At 74.1% G+C, this 20,796-nt stretch carries 1 protein-coding gene (running past one end of the window); it reads right to left on the bottom strand.

Annotated elements, in window-relative coordinates:
- Positions 1-20,796, bottom strand: partial view of an SDR family NAD(P)-dependent oxidoreductase gene (locus tag ACIP9H_RS32415; protein ID WP_401962388.1) — the 5' portion only. 6,738 nt of this gene lie to the left of the window's left edge; the window shows 20,796 of its 27,534 coding nt (coding positions 1-20,796); the start codon lies at positions 20,794-20,796; the stop codon falls past the left edge of the window.

Below are 20,796 nucleotides of genomic sequence, written 5' to 3'. Positions count from 1 at the left end.
CAGGCCCCACACCGGGGCGTGCACCAGGTCCGCCACGTCGTCGCCGGGCACAGCTGCCACCGCGCCGCGTGTCAGGAACACCAGACGCGAATCGGCGAAGCGCTCGTCGCCCAGCCACTCCTGCACCAGCGCGAGCACCCGGCCCGTCTCCGCATGCACCGCACCGGGCACGTCCGGCACCGGCTCGTCGACCACGCACGGCACGACCAGCACCGCCGGAACCACGCCGCCATCGTCCTCGAAGGTCTGGAGTCCGGCACTCGCCAGCGTCCAGTCGTCGACCGAACCGCCGGCAGTCACCGGCGACCACTCGACGCGGAACAGCGCATCACCCTGACCGGCACCCGGCCCGGCGAACTGCTCCGGTGAGAACGCCCGCAACACGAGACCGGCCACGGACGCCACCGGGACGCCCTCGGCGTCCGCCAGCTCCAGCGCCACGACATCACGGCCCGTACGCGACAACCGCACCCGTACCTCGGACGCGCCGACGGCGTGCACGGTCACACCCGACCAGGAGAACGGCAGCTTGGCCGCACCGTCCGCGCTGTCGGTCCCGCTCACGCCCAGCGCGTGCAGCGCCGCGTCCAACAGCGCCGGATGCACTCCGAAGGCACCCGCCTCGGCCTCCGCCGACTCCGGCAGCCGCACCTCGGCGAACACATCCTCACCGAGACGCCACACCGACCGCAGACCGCGGAACACCGGCCCGTAACCGAAGCCGACATCCGCCAGACCCTCGTACAGCCCGTCAATCGCAACCGGCTCGGCCCCGACCGGCGGCCACACCGCCAGATCGAAGCCCGGCACCGCGCCTCGCTCCGCCAGCACACCAGCGGCATGCCGCACCCACGACGCATCCTCCACACGCGAATGCAGCACCAGCGCCCGACGGCCCTCACCATCAGCGGCACCCACCGACAACCGCAGCTGCACACCACCGTGCTCCGGCAGCACCAGCGGCGCCTCCAGCGTCAGATCCTCCAGGACCTCACACCCCACCAGCTCACCCGCACGCACCGCCAACTCAACGAAGGCAGTGCCCGGCAGCAGCACCGAGCCCATCACCGCGTGATCAGCAAGCCACGGGTGCGTGGTCAGCGACAGGCGCCCGGTGAACACCACCCCGCCCGAATCCGGCAGCTCAACCGCCGCACCCAGCAACGGATGATCCGCCGCACCGAGACCGAATCCCGTGGCATCGCCGGGGCCGGCCTGCGCTCCGCCCGACTCGAGCCAGAACCACTCGCGCTGGAAGGCGTAGGTGGGCAGTTCGACCTGCCGACTGCCGGTCGGCGCGAAGTACGCCTCCCAGTCCACGCTGACTCCGGCGGTGTAGGCCTGGGCCACGGCCGCGGTGAGGGTGCCGACCTCGGGCCGGCCGCCGCGCAGCGCCGGGGCGAAGACGGCCCCGTCCTCCGTCAGGCACTCCTGCGCCATGGCCGACAGCACGCCGTCGGGGCCGAGTTCGAGATACGTGGTGACGCCCGCGGCCTCCAGGGCACGGACACCGTCCAGGAAGCGCACGGCCTCACGGACATGACGCACCCAGAAGTCCGCCGAGCCCATCTCGTCCGTGACCACGGCACCGGTCAGGTTCGAGACAACCGCGATACGCGGAGCCTCGAACGACAGCCCCTCGACCACCTCGCGGAACGCGTCGAGCATCCCGTCCATGTGCGGCGAGTGGAAGGCATGACTGACCGTCAGCCGCTTCGACTTCCTGTCCCCGAACGACTCCACGATCGCGACCGCGGCATCCTCATCACCCGCGATCACCACCGCCTGCGGCCCATTGACCGCAGCAATGCTCACCCGCTCGCTCAGCAGCGGCAGAACCTCGTCCTCCGAAGCCTGCAACGCGATCATCACGCCACCCGCAGGCAGCGCCTGCATCAACCGCCCACGAGCCTCGACCAGCGTGCACGCATCCTCAAGCGACAGCACCCCGGCAACGTGCGCGGCGGCAATCTCACCCACGGAGTGACCGGACAGGAAGTCCGGCTTCACACGCCACGACTCCAGAAGCCGGAAGAGCGCGACCTCCACCGCGAACAACGCAGGCTGCGCGAACTCCGTACGGTCCAACACCTCAGCGTCATCACCGAACAGCACACCCAGACCCAGCCGCTCACCCACCGCGTCCAACGCCTTCGCGAACACCGGATAGGCCGCGTACAACTCACGCCCCATCCCCAGCCGCTGACTCCCCTGCCCCGTGAACAGGAACGCGAGCTTGCCCGTGGCCGGGGACGAACCCCGCACCAGGCCCGCTGCACCCTGTCCGTCGGCGAGGGCGGCCAGGCCGCGCAGCAGCTCGTCGCGGTCCGCCGCCACGACCGCCGCACGCTGCTGGAATGCGGCGCGCCGGGTGGCCAGGGAGTAGGCCACATCGGCGGTGCCGATCTCCGGGGCCTCTTCGAGGAGGTGCGTGTGCAGGCGGGCCGCCTGGTCGCGCACGGCGTCCTCGGTCTTCGCCGACAGCACGTAGGGCAGTGCGGTGGTTGCCGGAGCGGCCGGGGTCGGCCTTGCCTTCGTGATCGGGGCGAGGTCGTCGGGGGCCTGCTCGATGATCGTGTGGGCGTTGGTGCCGCTGATGCCGAAGGACGAGATGCCGGCACGACGCGGGCGGCCGGTCACGGGCCACGGAACCGAGTCGGCCAGGAGGGAGACAGCGCCCTCGGACCAGTCGACGTGCGGGGTCGGCTCGTCCACGTGCAGGGTCTGCGGCAGCACGCCGTGGCGCATCGCCATGATCATCTTGATGATGCCCGCGACACCGGCCGCGGCCTGCGTGTGGCCCATGTTGGACTTGATGGATCCGATCCAGAGCGGCTGCTCGTCACTGTGCTCCTGGCCGTAAGTGGCAAGGAGCGCCTGGGCCTCGATCGGGTCGCCCAGCGTCGTGCCCGTGCCGTGCGCCTCGACCACGTCGATCTCGTCGCCCGACAGGCCCGCGCTCGCGAGCGCGGCACGGATCACCCGCTGCTGCGACGGACCGTTCGGCGCCGTCAGACCGTTGCTCGCGCCGTCCTGGTTGATCGCGGAACCGCGGACCACCGCGAGGACCGGGTGGCCGTTGCGGCGGGCGTCGGACAGCCGCTCCACGAGCAGCATGCCCGCGCCCTCGGCCCAGCTCGTGCCGTCGGCCGCCGCAGCGAAGGACTTGATACGCCCGTCGGGGGCCAGGCCGCGCTGCCGGCTGAACTCGGTGAACGTGCCAGGGGTCGCCATGACGGTCACACCACCGGCGAGCGCCATCGTGCACTCGCCGTTGCGCAGCGCCTGGATCGCCCAGTGCAGCGCCACCAGCGACGACGAACACGCCGTGTCCACCGTGACCGCCGGACCCTCGAGACCGAACGCGTACGACACACGACCCGACGCGATGCTCCCGGAGTTACCCGTACCGAGGTATCCCTCGACGCCGTCAGGCACGGAGGTGATCCGGGTGGCGTAGTCGTGGTACATGATGCCCGCGAAGACGCCGGTACGGCTGCCGCGCATCGCGGCCGGGTCGATACCGGCGCGCTCGAACGCCTCCCACGAGGTCTCCAGCAGCAGACGCTGCTGCGGATCCATCGCCACCGCCTCACGCGGCGAGATCCCGAAGAACGCGGGGTCGAACCGACCCGCGTCGTGCAGGAAGCCACCCGACTGCGTGTAGCTCGTCCCCCGGCCGTCCGGGTCCGGATCGAACAACGCGTCCAGATCCCACCCACGACCCTGCGGGAACACCGAGATCGCATCACCGCCACCGACCACCAGCCGCCACAGATCCTCCGGGGTCTCCACCCCACCCGGATAACGGCAGCTCATGCCCACGATCGCGATCGGCTCGTCGTCCAGCACCCCAGCCCGCACCGGCACCAACGCCGCGCCGACCGGTTCCACCAGACCCAGCACCTCGCCCAGCAAGAACTCCGCCAGCGCCCCCGCCGTCGGATAGTCGAAGACCAGCGTCGCCGGCAGCCGCACACCCGCCACCGAACCCAACCGGTTCCGCAACTCCACCGCGGTCAGCGAATCGAAGCCCAACTCCTTGAACGCACGATCCGCCGGCACCTCATCGACCGAACCATGACCCAGAACACCCGCCACCTCACCCCGCACCACATCGAGCACCGCCGCGGAGCGCTCGTTCTCGGCGAGTCTGGCCACCCGCTCGCGCAGTGCGGACGCGCCGACCGCGGCACCGTGCGCGGCCGCCCGTCGCGCCGGGACGCGAACGAGCCCGCGCAGCAGGTCGGGAAGCATCCCGCTGCGCGCCTGGAGGCGCAGGGCGGGCATGTCCAGCGGCAGCGGGACGAGCAGCGGCTCGGTCGTGCGCTGCGAGGCGTCGAAGAGGGCGAGGCCGGTCTCCGGGGCCAGTACGGTGATGCCGCCGCGGTTGATCCGTTCGCGATCGGTCTCCCCCAGGTCCCCGCCCATGCCGCCGTCCCACAGGCCCCAGGCCAGCGATGTCGCGGCGAGGCCCTGCGCCCTGCGGTGCGCGGCCAGCGCGTCCAGGAAGGAGTTGGCCGCTGCGTAGTTCGCTTGACCGGCGCCACCGAAGACACCGGCGGCCGAGGAGAACAGTACGAAGGCCGACAGATCCATGTCCTGCGTCAGCTCGTGCAGGTTCCACGCCGCGTCCACCTTCGGACGCAGCACGGCCGACAGACGCTCCGCCGTCAGCGACCCGACGACACCGTCGTCAAGGACACCCGCGGTGTGCACCACCGCCGACAGCGGACGATCCGCCAGTAGCCCGGCCAGGGCGTCCCGGTCGGCCACATCGCACGCCGCCCACGCCACCGACGCACCCAGACCCGCCAGTTCAGCGGTCAGGTCCTCAGCTCCAGGGGCGTCCTCGCCACGGCGGCTGACCAGCAGCAGATCCCGTACCCCGTACGCGGACACCAGATGACGCGCAAACAGACCGCCCAGCGCACCACTGGCACCGGTGACGAGCACCGTGCCCTGCGCGTCCAGCGCACGCTCGGTGTCGGCGCCCACCACGGCGGCGGCCAGCCGCGGCACGCGGAGGGTGTCCCCGCGTACGGCCAACTGGGCCTCGGCGGTCGCCAGCGCCTTCGGCAGAACGTCCGCGGAAAGCGCGTCGATGTCGGTGTCGACGTCGATCAGGCCGAACCGGCCCGGGTTCTCCGACTGCGCCGACCGCACCAGGCCCCACAGCGAGGCGTGCGCGAGATCCGCCACGTCCTCACCCGGCAGGGCCGCGACGGCGCCGCGCGTCAGGAACACCAGCCGCGAGTCGCCGAAGCGCTCGTCGCCCAGCCACTCCTGCACGAGGTCCAGTGCCCACTGCGCGGCTGCATGCGCCGCATCCGCGACGTCGCTCATCGGCTCGTCGGTCACGCACGGTACGACCAGCACCGCCGGGACGGTCCCGCCCTCGGCGGCCACGCCGCGCAGCGCCGCCAGATCCGCGAACGCCTGGGATCCGGCGCCCAGCAGCATCCAGTCCTCGGCCACAGAACCGTCGGCATCGGCTGTCCGGAACTCGGGCCAGTCCACGCGGAACAGGGCGTCGCGGGTGGCGTCCTGGGCCGTGCTCAGCTGGTCGCGGCTCACGCCGCGGAGTGCGAGGCCGGCCACGGACGCCACCGGCACACCGGTGGCGTCGGCGATCTGCAGTGCGACCTCGTCACCGTGGACGGAGGTGAACCGCACGCGCAGCGCGGACGCGCCGACGGCGTGCACGGTCACACCCGACCAGGAGAACGGCAGCTTGGCCTCACCGTCCGCGCTGTCGGTGCCGCTCACGCCCAGCGCGTGCAGCGCCGCGTCCAGCAGCGCCGGATGCAGCCCGAACGCACCCGCCTCGGCCTCCGCCGACTCCGGCAGCCGTACCTCGGCGAACACATCCTCACCGAGACGCCACACCGACCGCAGACCGCGGAACACCGGCCCGTAACCGAACCCGGCATCCGCCAGACCCTCGTACAAACCGTCAATCGCGACCGGCTCGGCCCCGACCGGCGGCCACACCGCCAGATCGAAGCCCGGCACCGCGCCTCGCTCCGCCAGCACACCAGCGGCATGCCGCACCCACGACGCATCCTCCACACGCGAATGCAGCACCAGCGCCCGACGGCCCTCACCATCAGCGGCACCCACCGACAACCGCAGCTGCACACCACCGTGCTCCGGCAGCACCAGCGGCGCCTCCAGCGTCAGATCCTCCAGGACCTCGCAACCGACCAGCTCACCCGCACGCACGGCCAACTCAACGAAGGCAGTGCCCGGCAGGAGCACCGAGCCCATGACCGCATGGTCCGCGAGCCACGGGTGCGTGGTCAGCGACAGACGACCGGTGAACACCACCCCGCCCGAATCCGGCAGCTCAACCGCCGCACCCAGCAACGGATGATCCGCCGCACCGAGACCGGCCGACGCGACGTCGCCCTGCGTACGACCCGCGTCCAGCCAGTAGACAGAGCGCTGGAACGCGTAGGTCGGCAGGTCGACGCGCTGGGGGCGGTCAGGGGCGAAGTACGTCTGCCAGTCGACGGGTACACCGCGCACGTGGGCGGTCGCGGCTGCCGTGAGCAGCGTCTCGGCCTCCGGCCGGCCGTTCCTCAGCGCCGTGGCGAAGGCGGCGTTCTCACCGGTCAGGCACTCCTGCGCCATGGCCGACAGGACACCGTCGGGGCCGAGTTCGAGATACGTGGTCACGCCCGCGGCCTCCAGGGCACGGACACCGTCCAGGAAGCGCACCGCCTCACGGACATGACGCACCCAGAAGTCGGGCGATGCCATCTCGTCCGTGACGACGGCACCGGTCAGGTTGGAGACGACCGCAATACGCGGGGCCTCGAACGACAGCCCGGACACCACCTCGCGGAAGGCGTCCAGCATCCCGTCCATGTGCGGCGAGTGGAACGCATGACTGACCGTCAGCCGCTTCGACTTCCGGTCCCCGAACGACTCCACGATCGCGACCGCGGCATCCTCATCACCCGCGATCACCACCGACCGCGGACCGTTGACCGCCGCGATGCTCACCCGCTCACCCAGCAGCGGCAGAACCTCGTCCTCCGACGCCTCCAGCGCGATCATCACACCGCCACCCGGCAGCGCCTGCATCAACCGCCCACGAGCCTCGACCAGAGTGCACGCATCCTCCAGCGACAGCACCCCGGCAACGTGGGCGGCGGCGATCTCACCAATGGAGTGGCCCAACACAAAGTCCGGCTTCACACCCCAGGACTCCAGCAGCCGGAAGAGCGCGACCTCCACCGCGAACAACGCAGGCTGCGCGAACTCCGTACGGTCCAACGCCTCAACGTCATCACCAAACAGCACACCCAGACCCAGCCGCTCACCCACCGCGTCCAACGCCTCGGCAAACACCGGATAGGCGTTGTACAACTCACGCCCCATCCCCAGCCGCTGACTCCCCTGCCCCGTGAACAGGAACGCCAGCTTTCCGGCACCGGCGGCGCCCCGCGTCACCGAACCCGACGTGGCGTCCGCCGCCAGAGCGGCCAGGCCGCGCAGCAGCTCGTCCCGGTCCGCCGCCACGACCGCCGCGCGCTGGTCGAGCAGGGCGCGGCTGGTGACGAGGGAGTGGCCGATGTCGGCGGGGCGGGCGTCGGGGTGGGCCTCGACGTGGGCGTGCAGCGCACCGGCCTGGGCGCGCAGCGCTTCCGGTGTCCGGGCGGAGAGGAGCCACGGGAGGGTGCGCGCGGCGGGTGCGTCCCCGGCCGGGGCCGGCACAGGGACAGCGTCGGGGGCCTGCTCGATGATGGCGTGGGCGTTGGTGCCGCTCATGCCGAACGAGGAGATGCCGGCGCGGCGCGGGCGGCCGGTGTCGGGCCAGTCCATCTGCTCGGTCAGCAGCGAGACCGCGCCCTCGGACCAGTCGACGTGCGGGCTCGGCGCGTCGACGTGCAGGGTCTCCGGCAGCACGCCGTGCTGCATCGCGAGGACCATCTTGATGATGCCCGCGACACCGGCCGCGGCCTGCGTGTGGCCGAAGTTGGACTTGATGGAGCCCAGCCACAGCGGCTGGTCCTCGGTCTTGTCGCGGCCGTAGGTGGCCAGGAGCGCCTGGGCCTCGATCGGGTCGCCCAGGGTCGTGCCCGTGCCGTGGGCCTCGACGGCGTCGACGTCCGCGGCCGTCAGGCCGGCGTTCGCGAGCGCGGCGCGGATCACCCGCTGCTGGGACGGGCCGTTGGGGGCCGTCAGGCCGTTGCTGGCACCGTCCTGGTTGACCGCGGAGCCGCGCACCACCGCCAGCACCGGGTGGCCGTTGCGGCGCGCGTCCGACAGCCGCTCCACGAGCAGCATGCCCGCGCCCTCGCCCCACGCGGTGCCGTCGGCGGCGGCCGCGAAGGGCTTGCAGCGGCCGTCGGCGGCGAGGCCGCGCTGGCGGCTGAACTCGGTGAAGACGTCGGGGGTGGTGATGATGGTGACGCCGCCCGCGAGGGCGATCGTGCACTCGCCGTTGCGCAGGGCCTGCGCGGCGAGGTGCAGGGCGACCAGCGACGAGGAGCACGCGGTGTCGACGGTGACGGCCGGGCCCTCGAAGCCGAAGGTGTACGAGACGCGGCCGGAGGCGATGCTGCTGGAGCCTCCCGTGCCGAGGTAGCCCTCGACCCCTTCGGGGACCGTGTTCAGCCGCGAGACGTAGTCGTTGTGCATCTGGCCGACGAACACGCCGACCTGGCGGCCGCGCAGGTCGCCCGGATCGATTCCGGCCCGCTCGAACGCCTCCCAGGACGTCTCCAGCAGCAGCCGCTGCTGCGGGTCCATGGCCAGGGCCTCGCGCGGGTTGATCCCGAAGAACGCGGGGTCGAAGTGGTGGGCGTCGTAGAAGAAGCCGCCTTCGCGGGCGTAGGAGGTGCCGGGGCTGTCGGGGTCGGGGTTGTAGAGGCCGTCGAGGTCCCAGCCGCGGTCGGTGGGGAGGTGGCCGATGCCGTCGCGGCCGTCGGCGAGCAGGCTCCAGAGGTCCTCGGGAGTGCGGACGTCGCCGGGGAAGCGGCAGCTCATGGCGACGATCGCGATGGGGTCGTCGGCCTCGGCGGCGCGCGCGGCCCGGCCGGGGACGGCGGCGGCCGCTGCGGCAACCGCCGCCTGCGAGCCGAGGAGTTCGGCCTTGAGGTAGCCGGCGAGCACCGTCGGCGTCGGGTAGTCGAAGACGAGGGTGGCGGGCAGGCGGATGCCGGCGGCCGCGCCGAGCCGGTTGCGGAACTCGACGGCCGTCAGCGAGTCGAAGCCGAGGTCCTTGAAGGCGCGGGTGGGTTCGACGGCGTCCGGGGTGGCGTGGCCGAGGACGGCGGCGACCTGGCCGCGGACGAGGTCGAGCAGGAGGGCGTCGCGTTCGTCCTCGGGCAGGCGGACGAGCCGGTCGACGAGTGGCGTTCCGCCGCCTGCCGCCGGTGCCCCGGCGGCGGCGCGGCGGGTCGTGGTGCGGACCAGGCCGCGCAGGAGGTGGGGCACCATGCTGGCGTCGGCCCGGCGCAGCGGCGCGAGGTCGAGATGCATGGGGACGAGGAGGGCGTCGCCGGTGCCGCGGGCGGTGTCGAGGAGGGCCAGGCCCTCGTCGGAGGACAGGCCGAGGACCCCGGAGCGGGTCATGCGGTCCTTGTCGGCGGTGTCGAGTTCGCCGGTCATGCCGCTGGCCTCGGCCCACAGGCCCCACGCGAGGGAGGTTCCGGCGAGGCCGTGGGCCTGCCGGTGGCGGGCGAGGGCGTCGAGGAAGGCGTTGGCGGCGGCGTAGTTGGCCTGGCCGGCGCCGCCGAAGGTGCCGGCGGCGGAGGAGAAGAGCACGAAGTCGGCGAGGTCGAGCCGGCGGGTGAGGTCGTGCAGGTGGAGCGCCGCGTCGACCTTGGGCCGCAGGACGGTGTCGAGGCGCTCCGGGGTGAGGGAGTCGATGACGCCGTCGTCGAGGACGCCCGCGGTGTGCACGACGGCGGTGAGGGGGTGCCCGGCCGGTACGGAGTCGAGCAGGGCGGCGAGCGCGTCGCGGTCGGCGGTGTCGCAGGCGGCGATGGTGACCTGGGCACCCAGGGCGCGCAGTTCATCGGCGAGTTCGCGGGCTCCGGCGGCGGACTCACCGCGGCGGCTGGTGAGCAGCAGGTGGCGGGCCCCGCGCGTGGTGACGGCGTGCCGGGCGACGAGGGCGCCGAGGGTGCCGGTGCCGCCGGTGATGAGGACGGTGCCCTCGGGGTCCCAGGCGGTGGGCAGGGTCAGCACGATCTTGCCGACGTGGCGCGCCTGGCTGAGGTAGCGGAAGGCCTCGGGGGCCTGGCGCAGGTCCCAGGCGGAGACCGGGACGGGGCGCAGGGCGCCGGCGTCGAAGAGGGCCAGCAGTTCGGTGAGCATCGCCTGGATGCGGTCGAGGCCGGCCTCGGTCAGGTCGAAGGCCTGGTAGGTGACGCCGGGGTGGGCGGCGGCGACGTCCTGCGGCTCACGGACGTCGGTCTTGCCCATCTCCACGAAGCGTCCGCCGCGCGGCAGCAGCCGCAGCGAAGCATCCACGAACTCCCGCGCCAGAGAGTCGAGGACGACGTCGACACCCCGGCCGCCGGTGGCGGTACGGAAAGCGTCCTCGAAGTCGAGGGTGCGGGAGGAGGCGATGCGGTCGTCGGTGAGGCCGAGTCCGCGCAGGGTGTCCCACTTGCCGGGGCTGGCGGTGGCGTAGACGTCGGCGCCCCAGTGACGGGCGAGCTGGACGGCGGCCATGCCGACGCCGCCCGCGGCCGCCTGGATGAGGACGGACTCACCGCCACGCAGTGCCGCGAGGTCGTGGAGCGCGTAGTACGCCGTCATGAAGACGATCGGCACCGACGCCGCCTCGGCGAACGTCCAGCCGTCCGGCATCGGGGCGACCATCCGGCGGTCGACAACGGCCAACGGGCCGAACGCGCCGGGCAGCATGCCCATGACGCGGTCGCCGGGGGCGAGGTCGGTGACGCCGGGGCCCGTCTCCACGACGAGGCCGGCGCCCTCGCTGCCCATGAGGCCCGGGTCGCCCGGGTACATGCCGAGGGCGTTGAGGACGTCGCGGAAGTTGAGGCCGGCGGCGCGGACGGCGACGCGGACCTGACCGGGCTCCAGCGGTGCCTCGGACTCGGGGCTGGGCAGCAGGGTGAGGTTGTCCAGGGTGCCCTTGTCCTGGATGTCCATGCGCCAGGCGCTGGTGTCCGCGGGCGGGGTCAGCGGTGTCGTGGCGGGGACCCGGGCAAGCCGGGGCGCGTGGACGGTGCCGCGGCGGACGGCGAGTTGGGGTTCTCCGGTGGCGAGGGCCGCGGGCAGCGCCTGCGCGGAGGCGGGGTCGCCGTCGAGGTCGACGAGGACGAACCGGTCGGGGTTCTCGGACTGCGCGGTGCGGACCAGGCCCCACACGGCGGCATGGGCGAGGTCGGCGACGTCCCAGTCGCTCTGGGTGGCGACGGCGCCGCGGGTGACGAGCACCAGGCGGGAGGCGGCGAGCCGGTCGTCGGCGAGCCACTCCTTGACGAGGGCCAGTGCCCGGTGCGCGGCGGTGTGCACGGAGTCCGCGAGGGCGTCGGGGGCCGTGTCGCGGGCGAGGTGGGCGAGGACGTACGCGGGCGCGGGGGCGCCGGCCGCCTCGAGGGCGGCGGTGAGAGCGTCCAGGCCGCTGTGGGCCGTGGTGTCGACGCCGGGGACGTCCAGCGCGTCGGGCCCGACGCAGGCCCACGGCGCGCCGGCGGCGGGGGCGTCGGCGGGCAGGGGAAGGGTGGCCCAGTCGACGCGGTACAGGGACTCGTGGTGGGCGGAGCGCGCGCTGCCGATCCGGTCGGCGGAGACGGGCCGCACCATGAGGCTGCCGACGGTGGCGACGGGTGCGCCGGTGGTGTCGGCGATGCGCAGGGAGAGGGTGTCCTCGCCGCTGCTGGTGAGGTGGACGCGCAGCGTGGAGGCGCCGGCGGCGTGCAGGGACACCTGGCGCCAGGAGAAGGGCAGCCGGCCGGGGCGTTCGCCGTCGGGGGCGGGCTGGACGAAGGTGCCGTGCAGGGCGGCGTCGAGCAGTGCCGGATGCAGGCCGAAGCGGGCGGCCTCGCCCTGCTGGTCGTCGGGCAGGGCGACTTCGGCGTAGACGTCGTCGCCGGCCACCCATGCGGCGCGCAGGCCCTGGAAGAGCGGGCCGTAGGCGAAGCCGCCCTGGCCGAGGTGCTCGTACAGGCCGTCGACGCCGACGGCTTCGGCGCCTGGCGGGGGCCAGGCGGTGAGGTCGAAGGCAGGGGCGGGTGCTCCGCCGGAGAGCACGCCGGTGGCGTGCCGGGTCCACGGCTCGTCGGCGGGGGCGTCGTGGTCGGTGGACCAGACGTCCAGGGCGCGGCGGCCGGTCGCGTCGGGGTTGCCGACGGCGATCTGGATGCGGACGACGGCGCCGGGCGCGAGGACGAGGGGGGCTTCGAGGGTGAGTTCCTCCAGCAGGTCGCAGCCGGCCTGGTCGCCCGCGCGGACGGCGAGTTCGACGAAGGCGGTGCCGGGCAGGAGGACGGAGCCCATGACGGCGTGGTCGGCGAGCCAGGGGTGGGTGTCGAGGGAGAGGCGTCCGGTGAGCAGGAACCCTTCGCCGTCGGCGAGGGCGACCGCGGCGCCGAGCAGCGGGTGGTGGGCGGCGCCCAGGCCGGCGGACTCGACGTCGCCGACGAATCCGGCCGGCGTCTCCAGCCAGAACCGTTCGCGCTGGAAGGCGTAGGTGGGCAGGTCGACGCGGTGCGCGCCGGTCCCGGCGAAGTACGCCTGCCAGTCGACCGCGATGCCCCGGGTGTGGGCGGCGGCCAGCGCCTCGGTCACGGCCTCGGCCTCGCCGCGGTCGCGGCGCAGGGCGGGCAGGAAGACGGGGGCGTCGGCGGGGTCGGCGGGGTCGGGGAGGCAGTCGCGGCCGAGGCCGGACAGCACGCCTTGGGGGCCGAGTTCGAGGTAGGTGGTGACGTGTTCGGCGTCCAGGGTGCGGATGCCGTCGAGGAAGCGGACGGCCTCGCGGACGTGCGCGACCCAGTGGCCGGCGGTGCGCAGTTCGTCGCCGGCGAGCCGCCCGGTGAGGTTGCTGACGACGGGGACGGTCGCCCGGTGGTAGGCGATCGACTCGGCGACCTCGCGGAAGTCGTCGAGCATGCCGTCCATCAGCGGGGAGTGGAAGGCGTGGCTGACGGTCAGGCGCCGGGTGCGGCGGCCGCGGCGCTCGAACTCGGCGGCGATCTCCAGGGCGAGGGTCTCCTCGCCGGAGATGACGACGGCGTCGGCGGCGTTGACGGCGGCGATGCCGATCCGGTCCTCGTGTCCGGCCAGCAGCGGCAGCACCTCGTCCTCGGCGGCCGCCAGGGCGATCATGGCGCCGCCCTCGGGCAGGGCCTGCATGAGCCGCCCGCGGGCGGCGACGAGCCGGGCCGCGTCGGGGAGCGTGAGGACACCGGCGACGTGGGCGGCGGTGATCTCGCCGATGGAGTGGCCGGAGACGTAGTCGGCGCGGACGCCCCAGGACTCGACGAGCCGGTAGAGCGCGGTCTCCAGCGCGAACAGGGCGGGCTGGGTGTACGCGGTGCGGTCGAGTTCGTCCCCGTCGGACGCGAACAGCACGTCTTTCAGGGGGCGTTCGAGGTACGGGGCGAACTCCTCGCACACCGCGTCCAGCGCGGCGGCGAACACGGCGTGGGTGTCGTACAGTTCGCGGCCCATGCCGGGGTGCTGGCTGCCCTGTCCGGTGAACAGGATCGCGGTCCTGCCGTCGGCGGTGGTGTGCCGGACGACATGGGCGCCTTCCTGGTCCCCGGCGAGCGCGGCGAGGCCGGCGAGCAGCCCGTCGCGGTCGTGGGCGACGACGGCGGCCCGGCGGTCCAGGGCGGTGCGGGTGGTGGCCAGCGACAGCGCCACGTCGGCGGGGGCGGCCTCGGGCCGCTCGGCGAGGTGGGCGGCCAGGCGGGCGGCCTGGGCGCGCAGCGCGGCGGGGGTGCGGCCGGACAGCACGAAGGGCAGCGGGGCGGTCGCGGGGACGGCCGCCGGGGCCGGGCCGGTGATGACGTCCCCTGCCTCGGCGGGGGGCTCCTCGATGATGACGTGCGCGTTGGTGCCGCTGACGCCGAAGGAGGAGATGCCCGCGCGGCGGGGGCGGTCCGTCGCCGGCCAGGGCTCGGCCTCCGTCAGCAGGGAGACGGCGCCTGCGGACCAGTCGATGTGCGGGGACGGCTCGCCGATGTGCAGGGACTGCGGCAGGAGGCCGTGCCGCATGGCGAGGATCATCTTGATGATGCCGGCGGCGCCGGCGGCGGCCTGGGTGTGGCCGATGTTGGACTTGATGGAGCCCAGGCGCAGCGGCTGGTCCGCGGCGCGGCCCTGGCCGTAGGTGGCGAGCAGGGCCTGCGCCTCGATGGGGTCGCCGAGCGTGGTGCCGGTGCCGTGCGCCTCGACGGCGTCGACGTCGGCGGTCGTCAGGCCCGCCCCGGCCAGCGCGGCGCGGATGACGCGCTGCTGGGAGGGGCCGTTGGGCGCGGTGAGGCCGTTGCTGGCGCCGTCCTGGTTGACGGCGGTGCCGCGGACGACGGCGAGGACGCGGTGGCCGTTGCGGCGGGCGTCGGAGAGCCGTTCGACGAGGAGCATGCCGGCGCCCTCGGCCCAGCCGGTGCCGTCGGCGTCGGCGGAGAAGGACTTGCAGCGGCCGTTGGTGGACAGGCCGCGCTGGCGGCTGAAGTCGATGAAGGTGTCGGGGGTCGACATGACCGTGACGCCGCCGGCGAGGGCCATGTCGCACTCGCCGCTGCGCAGCGCCTGGACGGCCAGGTGCAGGGCGACCAGCGAGGAGGAGCAGGCGGTGTCGACGGTGACGGCCGGGCCCTCCAGGCCGAGGGTGTAGGAGACGCGGCCGGAGGCGACGCTGCCCGCGGTGCCGGTGCCGAGGTAGCCCTCCAGGCCCTCGGGAAGGGCGGCCAGCCGGGTCAGGTAGTCGTGGTACATCACGCCGGCGTAGACGCCGGTGCGGCTGCCGCGCATCGAGGTCGGGTCGATGCCGGCCCGCTCGAAGGCCTCCCAGGACGTCTCCAGCAGCAGCCGCTGGTGGGGGTCCATGGCGAGGGCTTCGCGCGGGTTGATGCCGAAGAAGTCCGGGTCGAAGTCGGCGGCGTCGTGGAGGAAGCCGCCCTCGCGGGTGTAGCTGGTGCCCGCGCGTCCGGGGTCGGCGTCGTAGAGCGCGGCGAGGTTCCAGCCGCGGTCGGTGGGGAACGGGGTGATGGCGTCGACCGAGCCGGCCACGAGCTGCCACAGCTCGTCGGGGGTGGTGACGCCGCCCGGGTAGCGGCAGCTCATGCCGACGATGGCGATCGGCTCGTCGTCGGTCGCGGTGACGGTGGTGACGGCCTTGACCGGGGCGGAGTCGGCGGCGTCGCCGAGGAGTTCGGTGCGCAGGAACGCGACGAGCGCGTTCGGGGTCGGGTAGTCGAAGACGAGGGTGGCGGGCAGGCGCACGCCGGTCGCCGAGCCGAGGCGGTTGCGCAGCTCGACGGCGGTCAGCGAGTCGAAGCCGAGTTCCTTGAAGGCGCGTGCCGGGTCGACGGCCTCGGGGCCGGGGAAGCCGAGGACGGCGGCGACCTGGACGCGGACGGTGTCCAGCAGGAGGCGGTCGCGTTCGGCGGGGGTCAGCGGCAGGAGCCGGCCGGTGAGCCCGCCGGCCGGGGCGGCCTCGGCGGCGTCGGCGGCACGGCGGGCCGCGGGGCGGACCAGTGCGCGCAGCAGGGCGGGCACCATGCTCGCGTCGGCCTGGCGCAGGGACGCCAGGTCCAGGTGCATGGGGACGGCGGTGGGCTCGCCGACGGCCCGGGCGGTGTCGAGCAGCGCCAGGCCCTGCTCGGAGGAGAGCGCGGCCACGCCGGCACGGGAGATCCGCTCCAGGTCGGTGTCGGCGAGGTCGGCGGTCATGCCACTGCGTTCGGCCCACAGGCCCCAGGCGAGCGCGGTGGCGGGCAGCCCCTCGGCGTGGCGGCGGTGGGCGAGCGCGTCGAGGAAGGCGTTGGCGGCGGCGTAGTTGGCCTGGCCGGGGCCGCCCAGGGTGCCGGCGGCGGCGGAGAACAGGACGAACGCGGCGAGGACGCTGTCGCGGGTCAGCTCGTGCAGGTGCACGGCGGCGTCGACCTTGGCGGGCAGGACGCGGTCGACGCGGTCGGGGGTGAGCGCTTCGAGGATGCCGTCGTCGAGGACGCCCGCGGTGTGCACGACGGCGGTCAGGGGACGGTCGGCGGGGACCGTCGCCAGCAGCGCGGCCAGCGCGTCGCGGTCGGCGGTGTCGCAGGCGGCGAGGGTGACCTCCGCGCCCAGCTCACGCAGGTCGGCGAGGAGTTCGGCGGCGCCGGGGGCGGCCTCGCCGCGGCGGCTGGTCAGCAGCAGCCGGCGTATGCCGTGCCGGGTGACGAGGTCGCGGGCGACGAGCCCGCCGAGGGTGCCGGTGGCGCCGGTGACGAGGGCGGTGCCGTCGGGGTCGAGGGCGGGCGCCTGCTGCTCGGGCGTGGCGGCGACCCGCGTCAGGCGGGGCACGAGGACCTTGCCGTCGCGGACGGCGAGTTGGGGTTCCGCGGTGGCGAGGGCGAGCGCGCCGGGCAGAGCGCGCAGGGACTCCTCGCGTCCGTCCAGGTCGGCCAGGACGAAGCGGTCGGGGTGCTCGGACTGGGCGGAGCGCAGCATGCCCCACAGCGGGGCGTGGGCGAGGTCGGCGACGTCGGATCCGGCCGTGGTGGCGACGGCGCCGCGGGTGACGAACACCAGGCGGGAGGCGGCGAAGCGGTCGTCGGCGAGCCAGGCCTGGGCGAGCGCGAGGGTGTCGTGCAGGGCGGTGCGGACGGCGCCCGGCAGGTCGGCGTCGAGGAGGGTCGGCGCGCCGTCGCCGAAGGGCACGACGACGGCCTGCGGGACGGGCCCGCCGGCCGCCAGGGCGGCGCCGAGCGCGTCGAGGCCGGCGTGGACGGCCGCGGTGGGCAGGGCGCCGGTGAACGCGCCGCCCGCCTCGCCCAGCACGGCCCACTGGCCGGCGGCGACGGTGGTCGCGGCGGGCGCGGGGACGCCCGTCCACTCGACGCGGAACAGCGACTCGTGGAAGGCCGTGCGCGCGGCGTGCACCTGCTCGGGCGAGACCGGCCGCAGCAGCAGCCCGTCCACGGAGGCGACGGGGGCGCCGGTCTCGTCGGCGAGGGTGACCGAGACGGTGTCGTTGCCCGCGGGCGCGAGCCGGACCCGCAGGGCGCGGGCGCCGACGGCGTAGAGGGCGACACCGCTCCAGGAGAACGGGAGCCTGCCGTGCTCGGTGTCCTCCAGGAGCGAGCCGATGCCGACGGCGTGCAGGGCCGCGTCCAGCAGCGCGGGGTGGACGCCGAACAGGCCGGCCTCGGCGTGCGCCTGCTGCGGCAGGCGGACCTCGGCGAACACCTCGTCGCCGCGCTGCCAGGCCGCGGTCAGACCCTGGAAGACGGGACCGTAGGCGAAGCCGGACTCCGTCAGGTACTCGTACAGGCCGTCGACGACGACCTCGTCGGCGCCCGCGGGCGGCCAGGCGGCGAGGTCGCCCACGGGCGCGGTGGCGCCCGGCGCGGCGGGGGCGAGGACACCGGTGGCGTGGCGGGTCCAGGCGCCCTCGCCCCAGGTGTCGTCTGCCGCGTCCTCGGGACGCGAGTGCAGGGTCAGCGCGCGGCGCCCCTCGGCGTCGGGCGCACCGACGGCGAGCTGGATCTGCACTCCGCCGTGCGGGGGCAGCGCCAGCGGCGCCTCGAGGGTGAGTTCGGCCAGGAGGGGGCAGCCGGTGTGGTCGCCTGCCTGGAGGGCGAGTTCCACCATGGCGGTGCCGGGCAGCAGCACGGTGTCCATCACCGTGTGGTCGGCGAGCCAGGGGTGCGTGGTGAGCGAGAGGCGGCCGGTGAAGAGGTGGCCGTCGCCGCCGGCCAGGGCGATGGCCGCGCCCAGCAGCGGGTGGTCGGCGGAGCCGATGCCGACGGCGGTGACGTCGCCCGCCCAGGCGGTGGGCTGCTCGGGCCAGAACAGCTCGCGCTGGAAGGCGTACGTGGGCAGGTCCACGCGGCCGGCGCCGCGGCCGGCGAACACGGCCCGCCAGTCGACGGGGACACCGTGGACGTGGGCCTGCGCGACCGCTCCGGCCAAGGCGGCCGGTTCGGCGCGGTCGGCGCGCAGGACGGGCACGAACAGGGCGTCCGGGTCGTCGACGCACTCCTGGGCGAGGGCGGTCAGCACACCCCCGGGGCCCACCTCGACGAAGGCGGTGACGCCCTGCGCGGCCAGCCGGCGCACGCCGTCGTGGAAGCGGACGGCCTCGCGGACGTGGCGGACCCAGTAGTCGGCGGTGCCGATCTCGTCGGCGGTGACGGAGGCACCGGTGAGGTTGGAGACGATCGGGATGACCGGCGGCCGGTAGTCAATGGTCCCGGCGATGTCGCGGAACGCCTCCAGCATGCCGTCCATCAGCGGGGAGTGGAAGGCGTGACTGACCGTCAGGCGCTTGGTCCTGCGGCCCTGGGCGCGCAGTTCCGCGGCGATCGCCTCGGCAGCGTCCTCGTCGCCGGAGACGACGACGGAGCGCGGGCCGTTGACGGCGGCGATGCCCACCCGGCCGGTGAGCAGCGGCGTCACTTCCTCCTCTGCGGCCTCGACGGCGATCATGGCGCCGCCGGTGGGCAGCGCCTGCATCAGCCGGCCACGGGCGGCGACCAGGCGGGCCGCGTCGGGCAGGGTGAGGACGCCGGAGACGTGGGCGGCGGTGAGTTCGCCGATGGAGTGGCCGATGAGGAAGTCGGGGGCCACGCCCCACTGTTCGAGCTGGCGGAAGAGGGCGACCTCGACCGCGAACAGGGCGGTCTGGGCGTAGGCGGTCTGGTCCAGCAGGGCGGCGCGCGGGCTGTCCTGCGGTGCGAACAGCACGTCGTACAGGGGGGTGTCGAGGTGCCGGTCGAGTTCGTCGCGGACCTCGTCCAGGGCGCGCGCGAAGCCCGGGTGGGTCGCGTACAGGTCGCGGCCCATGCCGGGGCGCTGGCTGCCCTGTCCGGTGAAGAGGAACGCGGTCTTGCCCTCGCCCGCCGTGCCGAGGACGGCCTCCGCGGGCTGTTCGGCGCGGTCGGCGCCCGCCAGCAGGTCGAGGCCGGCGAGCAGGGCGTCGCGGTCGCCGGAGAACAGCACGGCCCGGCGGTCCAGGGCCGCGCGGCTGGTGGCGAGCGAGAAGCCGAGGTCGGTCAGGCCCGCGGCGTCGGCGGCCAGTTCGGGGTGGGTGCGCAGGTGGGCGGCGAGGCGCTCCGCCTGCGCGCGCAGGGCGATGTCGCCGTGGCCGGACAGCAGTAGCGGCACCGGGCCGTCGACGCCTTGCACGGCCTCGGCAGCGGGGGCGGCGTCCTCGGCGGAGGGCTCCTGCGGCTCGTCGGCGCTCGGGGCCTCCTCGATGACGGTGTGCGCGTTGGTGCCGCTGACACCGAAGGAGGAGATGCCGGCGCGGCGCGGCTGCCCGGTCGCGGGCCACGGCACCGACTCGGTGAGCAGGGCGACGTCGCCGGAGGTCCAGTCGACGTTGGTGGAGGGCGCGTCGATGTGGAGCGACTTGGGCAGGACGCCGTGCCGGATCGCCTGCACCATCTTGATGATGCCCGCGACACCGGCGGCGGCCTGCGTGTGGCCGATGTTGGACTTGACCGAGCCCAGCCACAGCGGGCGCCCGTCGGGACGGTTCTGGCCGTAGGTGGCGAGGATCGCCTGCGCCTCGATGGGGTCGCCGAGGGTGGTGCCGGTGCCGTGTGCCTCGACGACGTCGACCTGCGCGGGGCTGAGCCCGGCGTTGGTCAGCGCCTGGCGGATGACGCGCTGCTGGGACGGGCCGTTGGGGGCGGTGAGGCCGTTGCTGGCGCCGTCCTGGTTGATGGCGGAGCCGCGCACGATCGCCAGCACGGGGTGGCCGTTGCGGCGGGCGTCGGAGAGCCGCTCGACGAGCAGCATGCCGACGCCCTCGCCCCAGCCCGTGCCGTCGGCGCCGTCGGCGAACGGCTTGCAGCGGCCGTCGGGGGCCAGCCCCCGCTGCCGGCTGAACTGGATGAAGGCGCGCGGGCTCGACATGACGGTGACGCCGCCCGCGAGGGCGATCGTGCACTCGTCGTTGCGCAGCGCCTGGACGGCCAGGTGCAGCGCGACGAGCGAGGCGGAGCAGGCGGTGTCGACGGTGACGGCCGGGCCCTCGAGGCCGAAGGTGTACGACAGGCGGCCGGAGATGACGCTGGCCGCGTTGCCGGTCATCAGGTATCCCTCGACGCCCTTGGGGACGTCGTGCAGCATCTCGGGATAGTCCTGGCCGTTGGTGCCGATGAACACACCGGCCTTGCTGCCGCGCAGGGTGCCCGGGTCGACCCCGGCGCGCTCGAAGGTCTCCCAGGCGGTCTCCAGCAGCAGGCGCTGCTGGGGGTCCATGCCGAGGGTCTCGCGAGGGCTGATCCCGAAGAACGCGGCGTCGAACTCCCCGACGCCGTTGAGGAATCCGCCCTCGCGGGTGTAGCTGGTGCCTTCCTGGTCGGGGTCGGCGTCGTACAGCGAGTCGATGTCCCAGCCGCGGTCGGACGGGAAGTCGGTGATGGCGTCGCGGCCCTGGGCGACCAGGTCCCACAGGCCCTCCGGCGACGTGATGCCGCCGGGGAACCGGCAGCTCATGCCGACGATCGCGATCGGCTCCGGCTCCGCCGACTCGACCTCGCGGAGCCGCTGCCGGGTCTGGTGCAGATCGGCCGTCACCCGCTTCAGGTAACCGAGGATCTTGTCCTGATCTGCCATTGGAACCTCACCCATGCTTCTCGTCAC

It is taken from the genome of Streptomyces sp. NPDC088732 (assembly GCF_044751205.1).
Classification (GTDB): Bacteria; Actinomycetota; Actinomycetes; order Streptomycetales; family Streptomycetaceae; genus Actinacidiphila.
The sequence above is the reverse complement of the archived record's forward strand: the minus strand, read 5'-3'. Positions and strand labels throughout refer to the sequence as shown.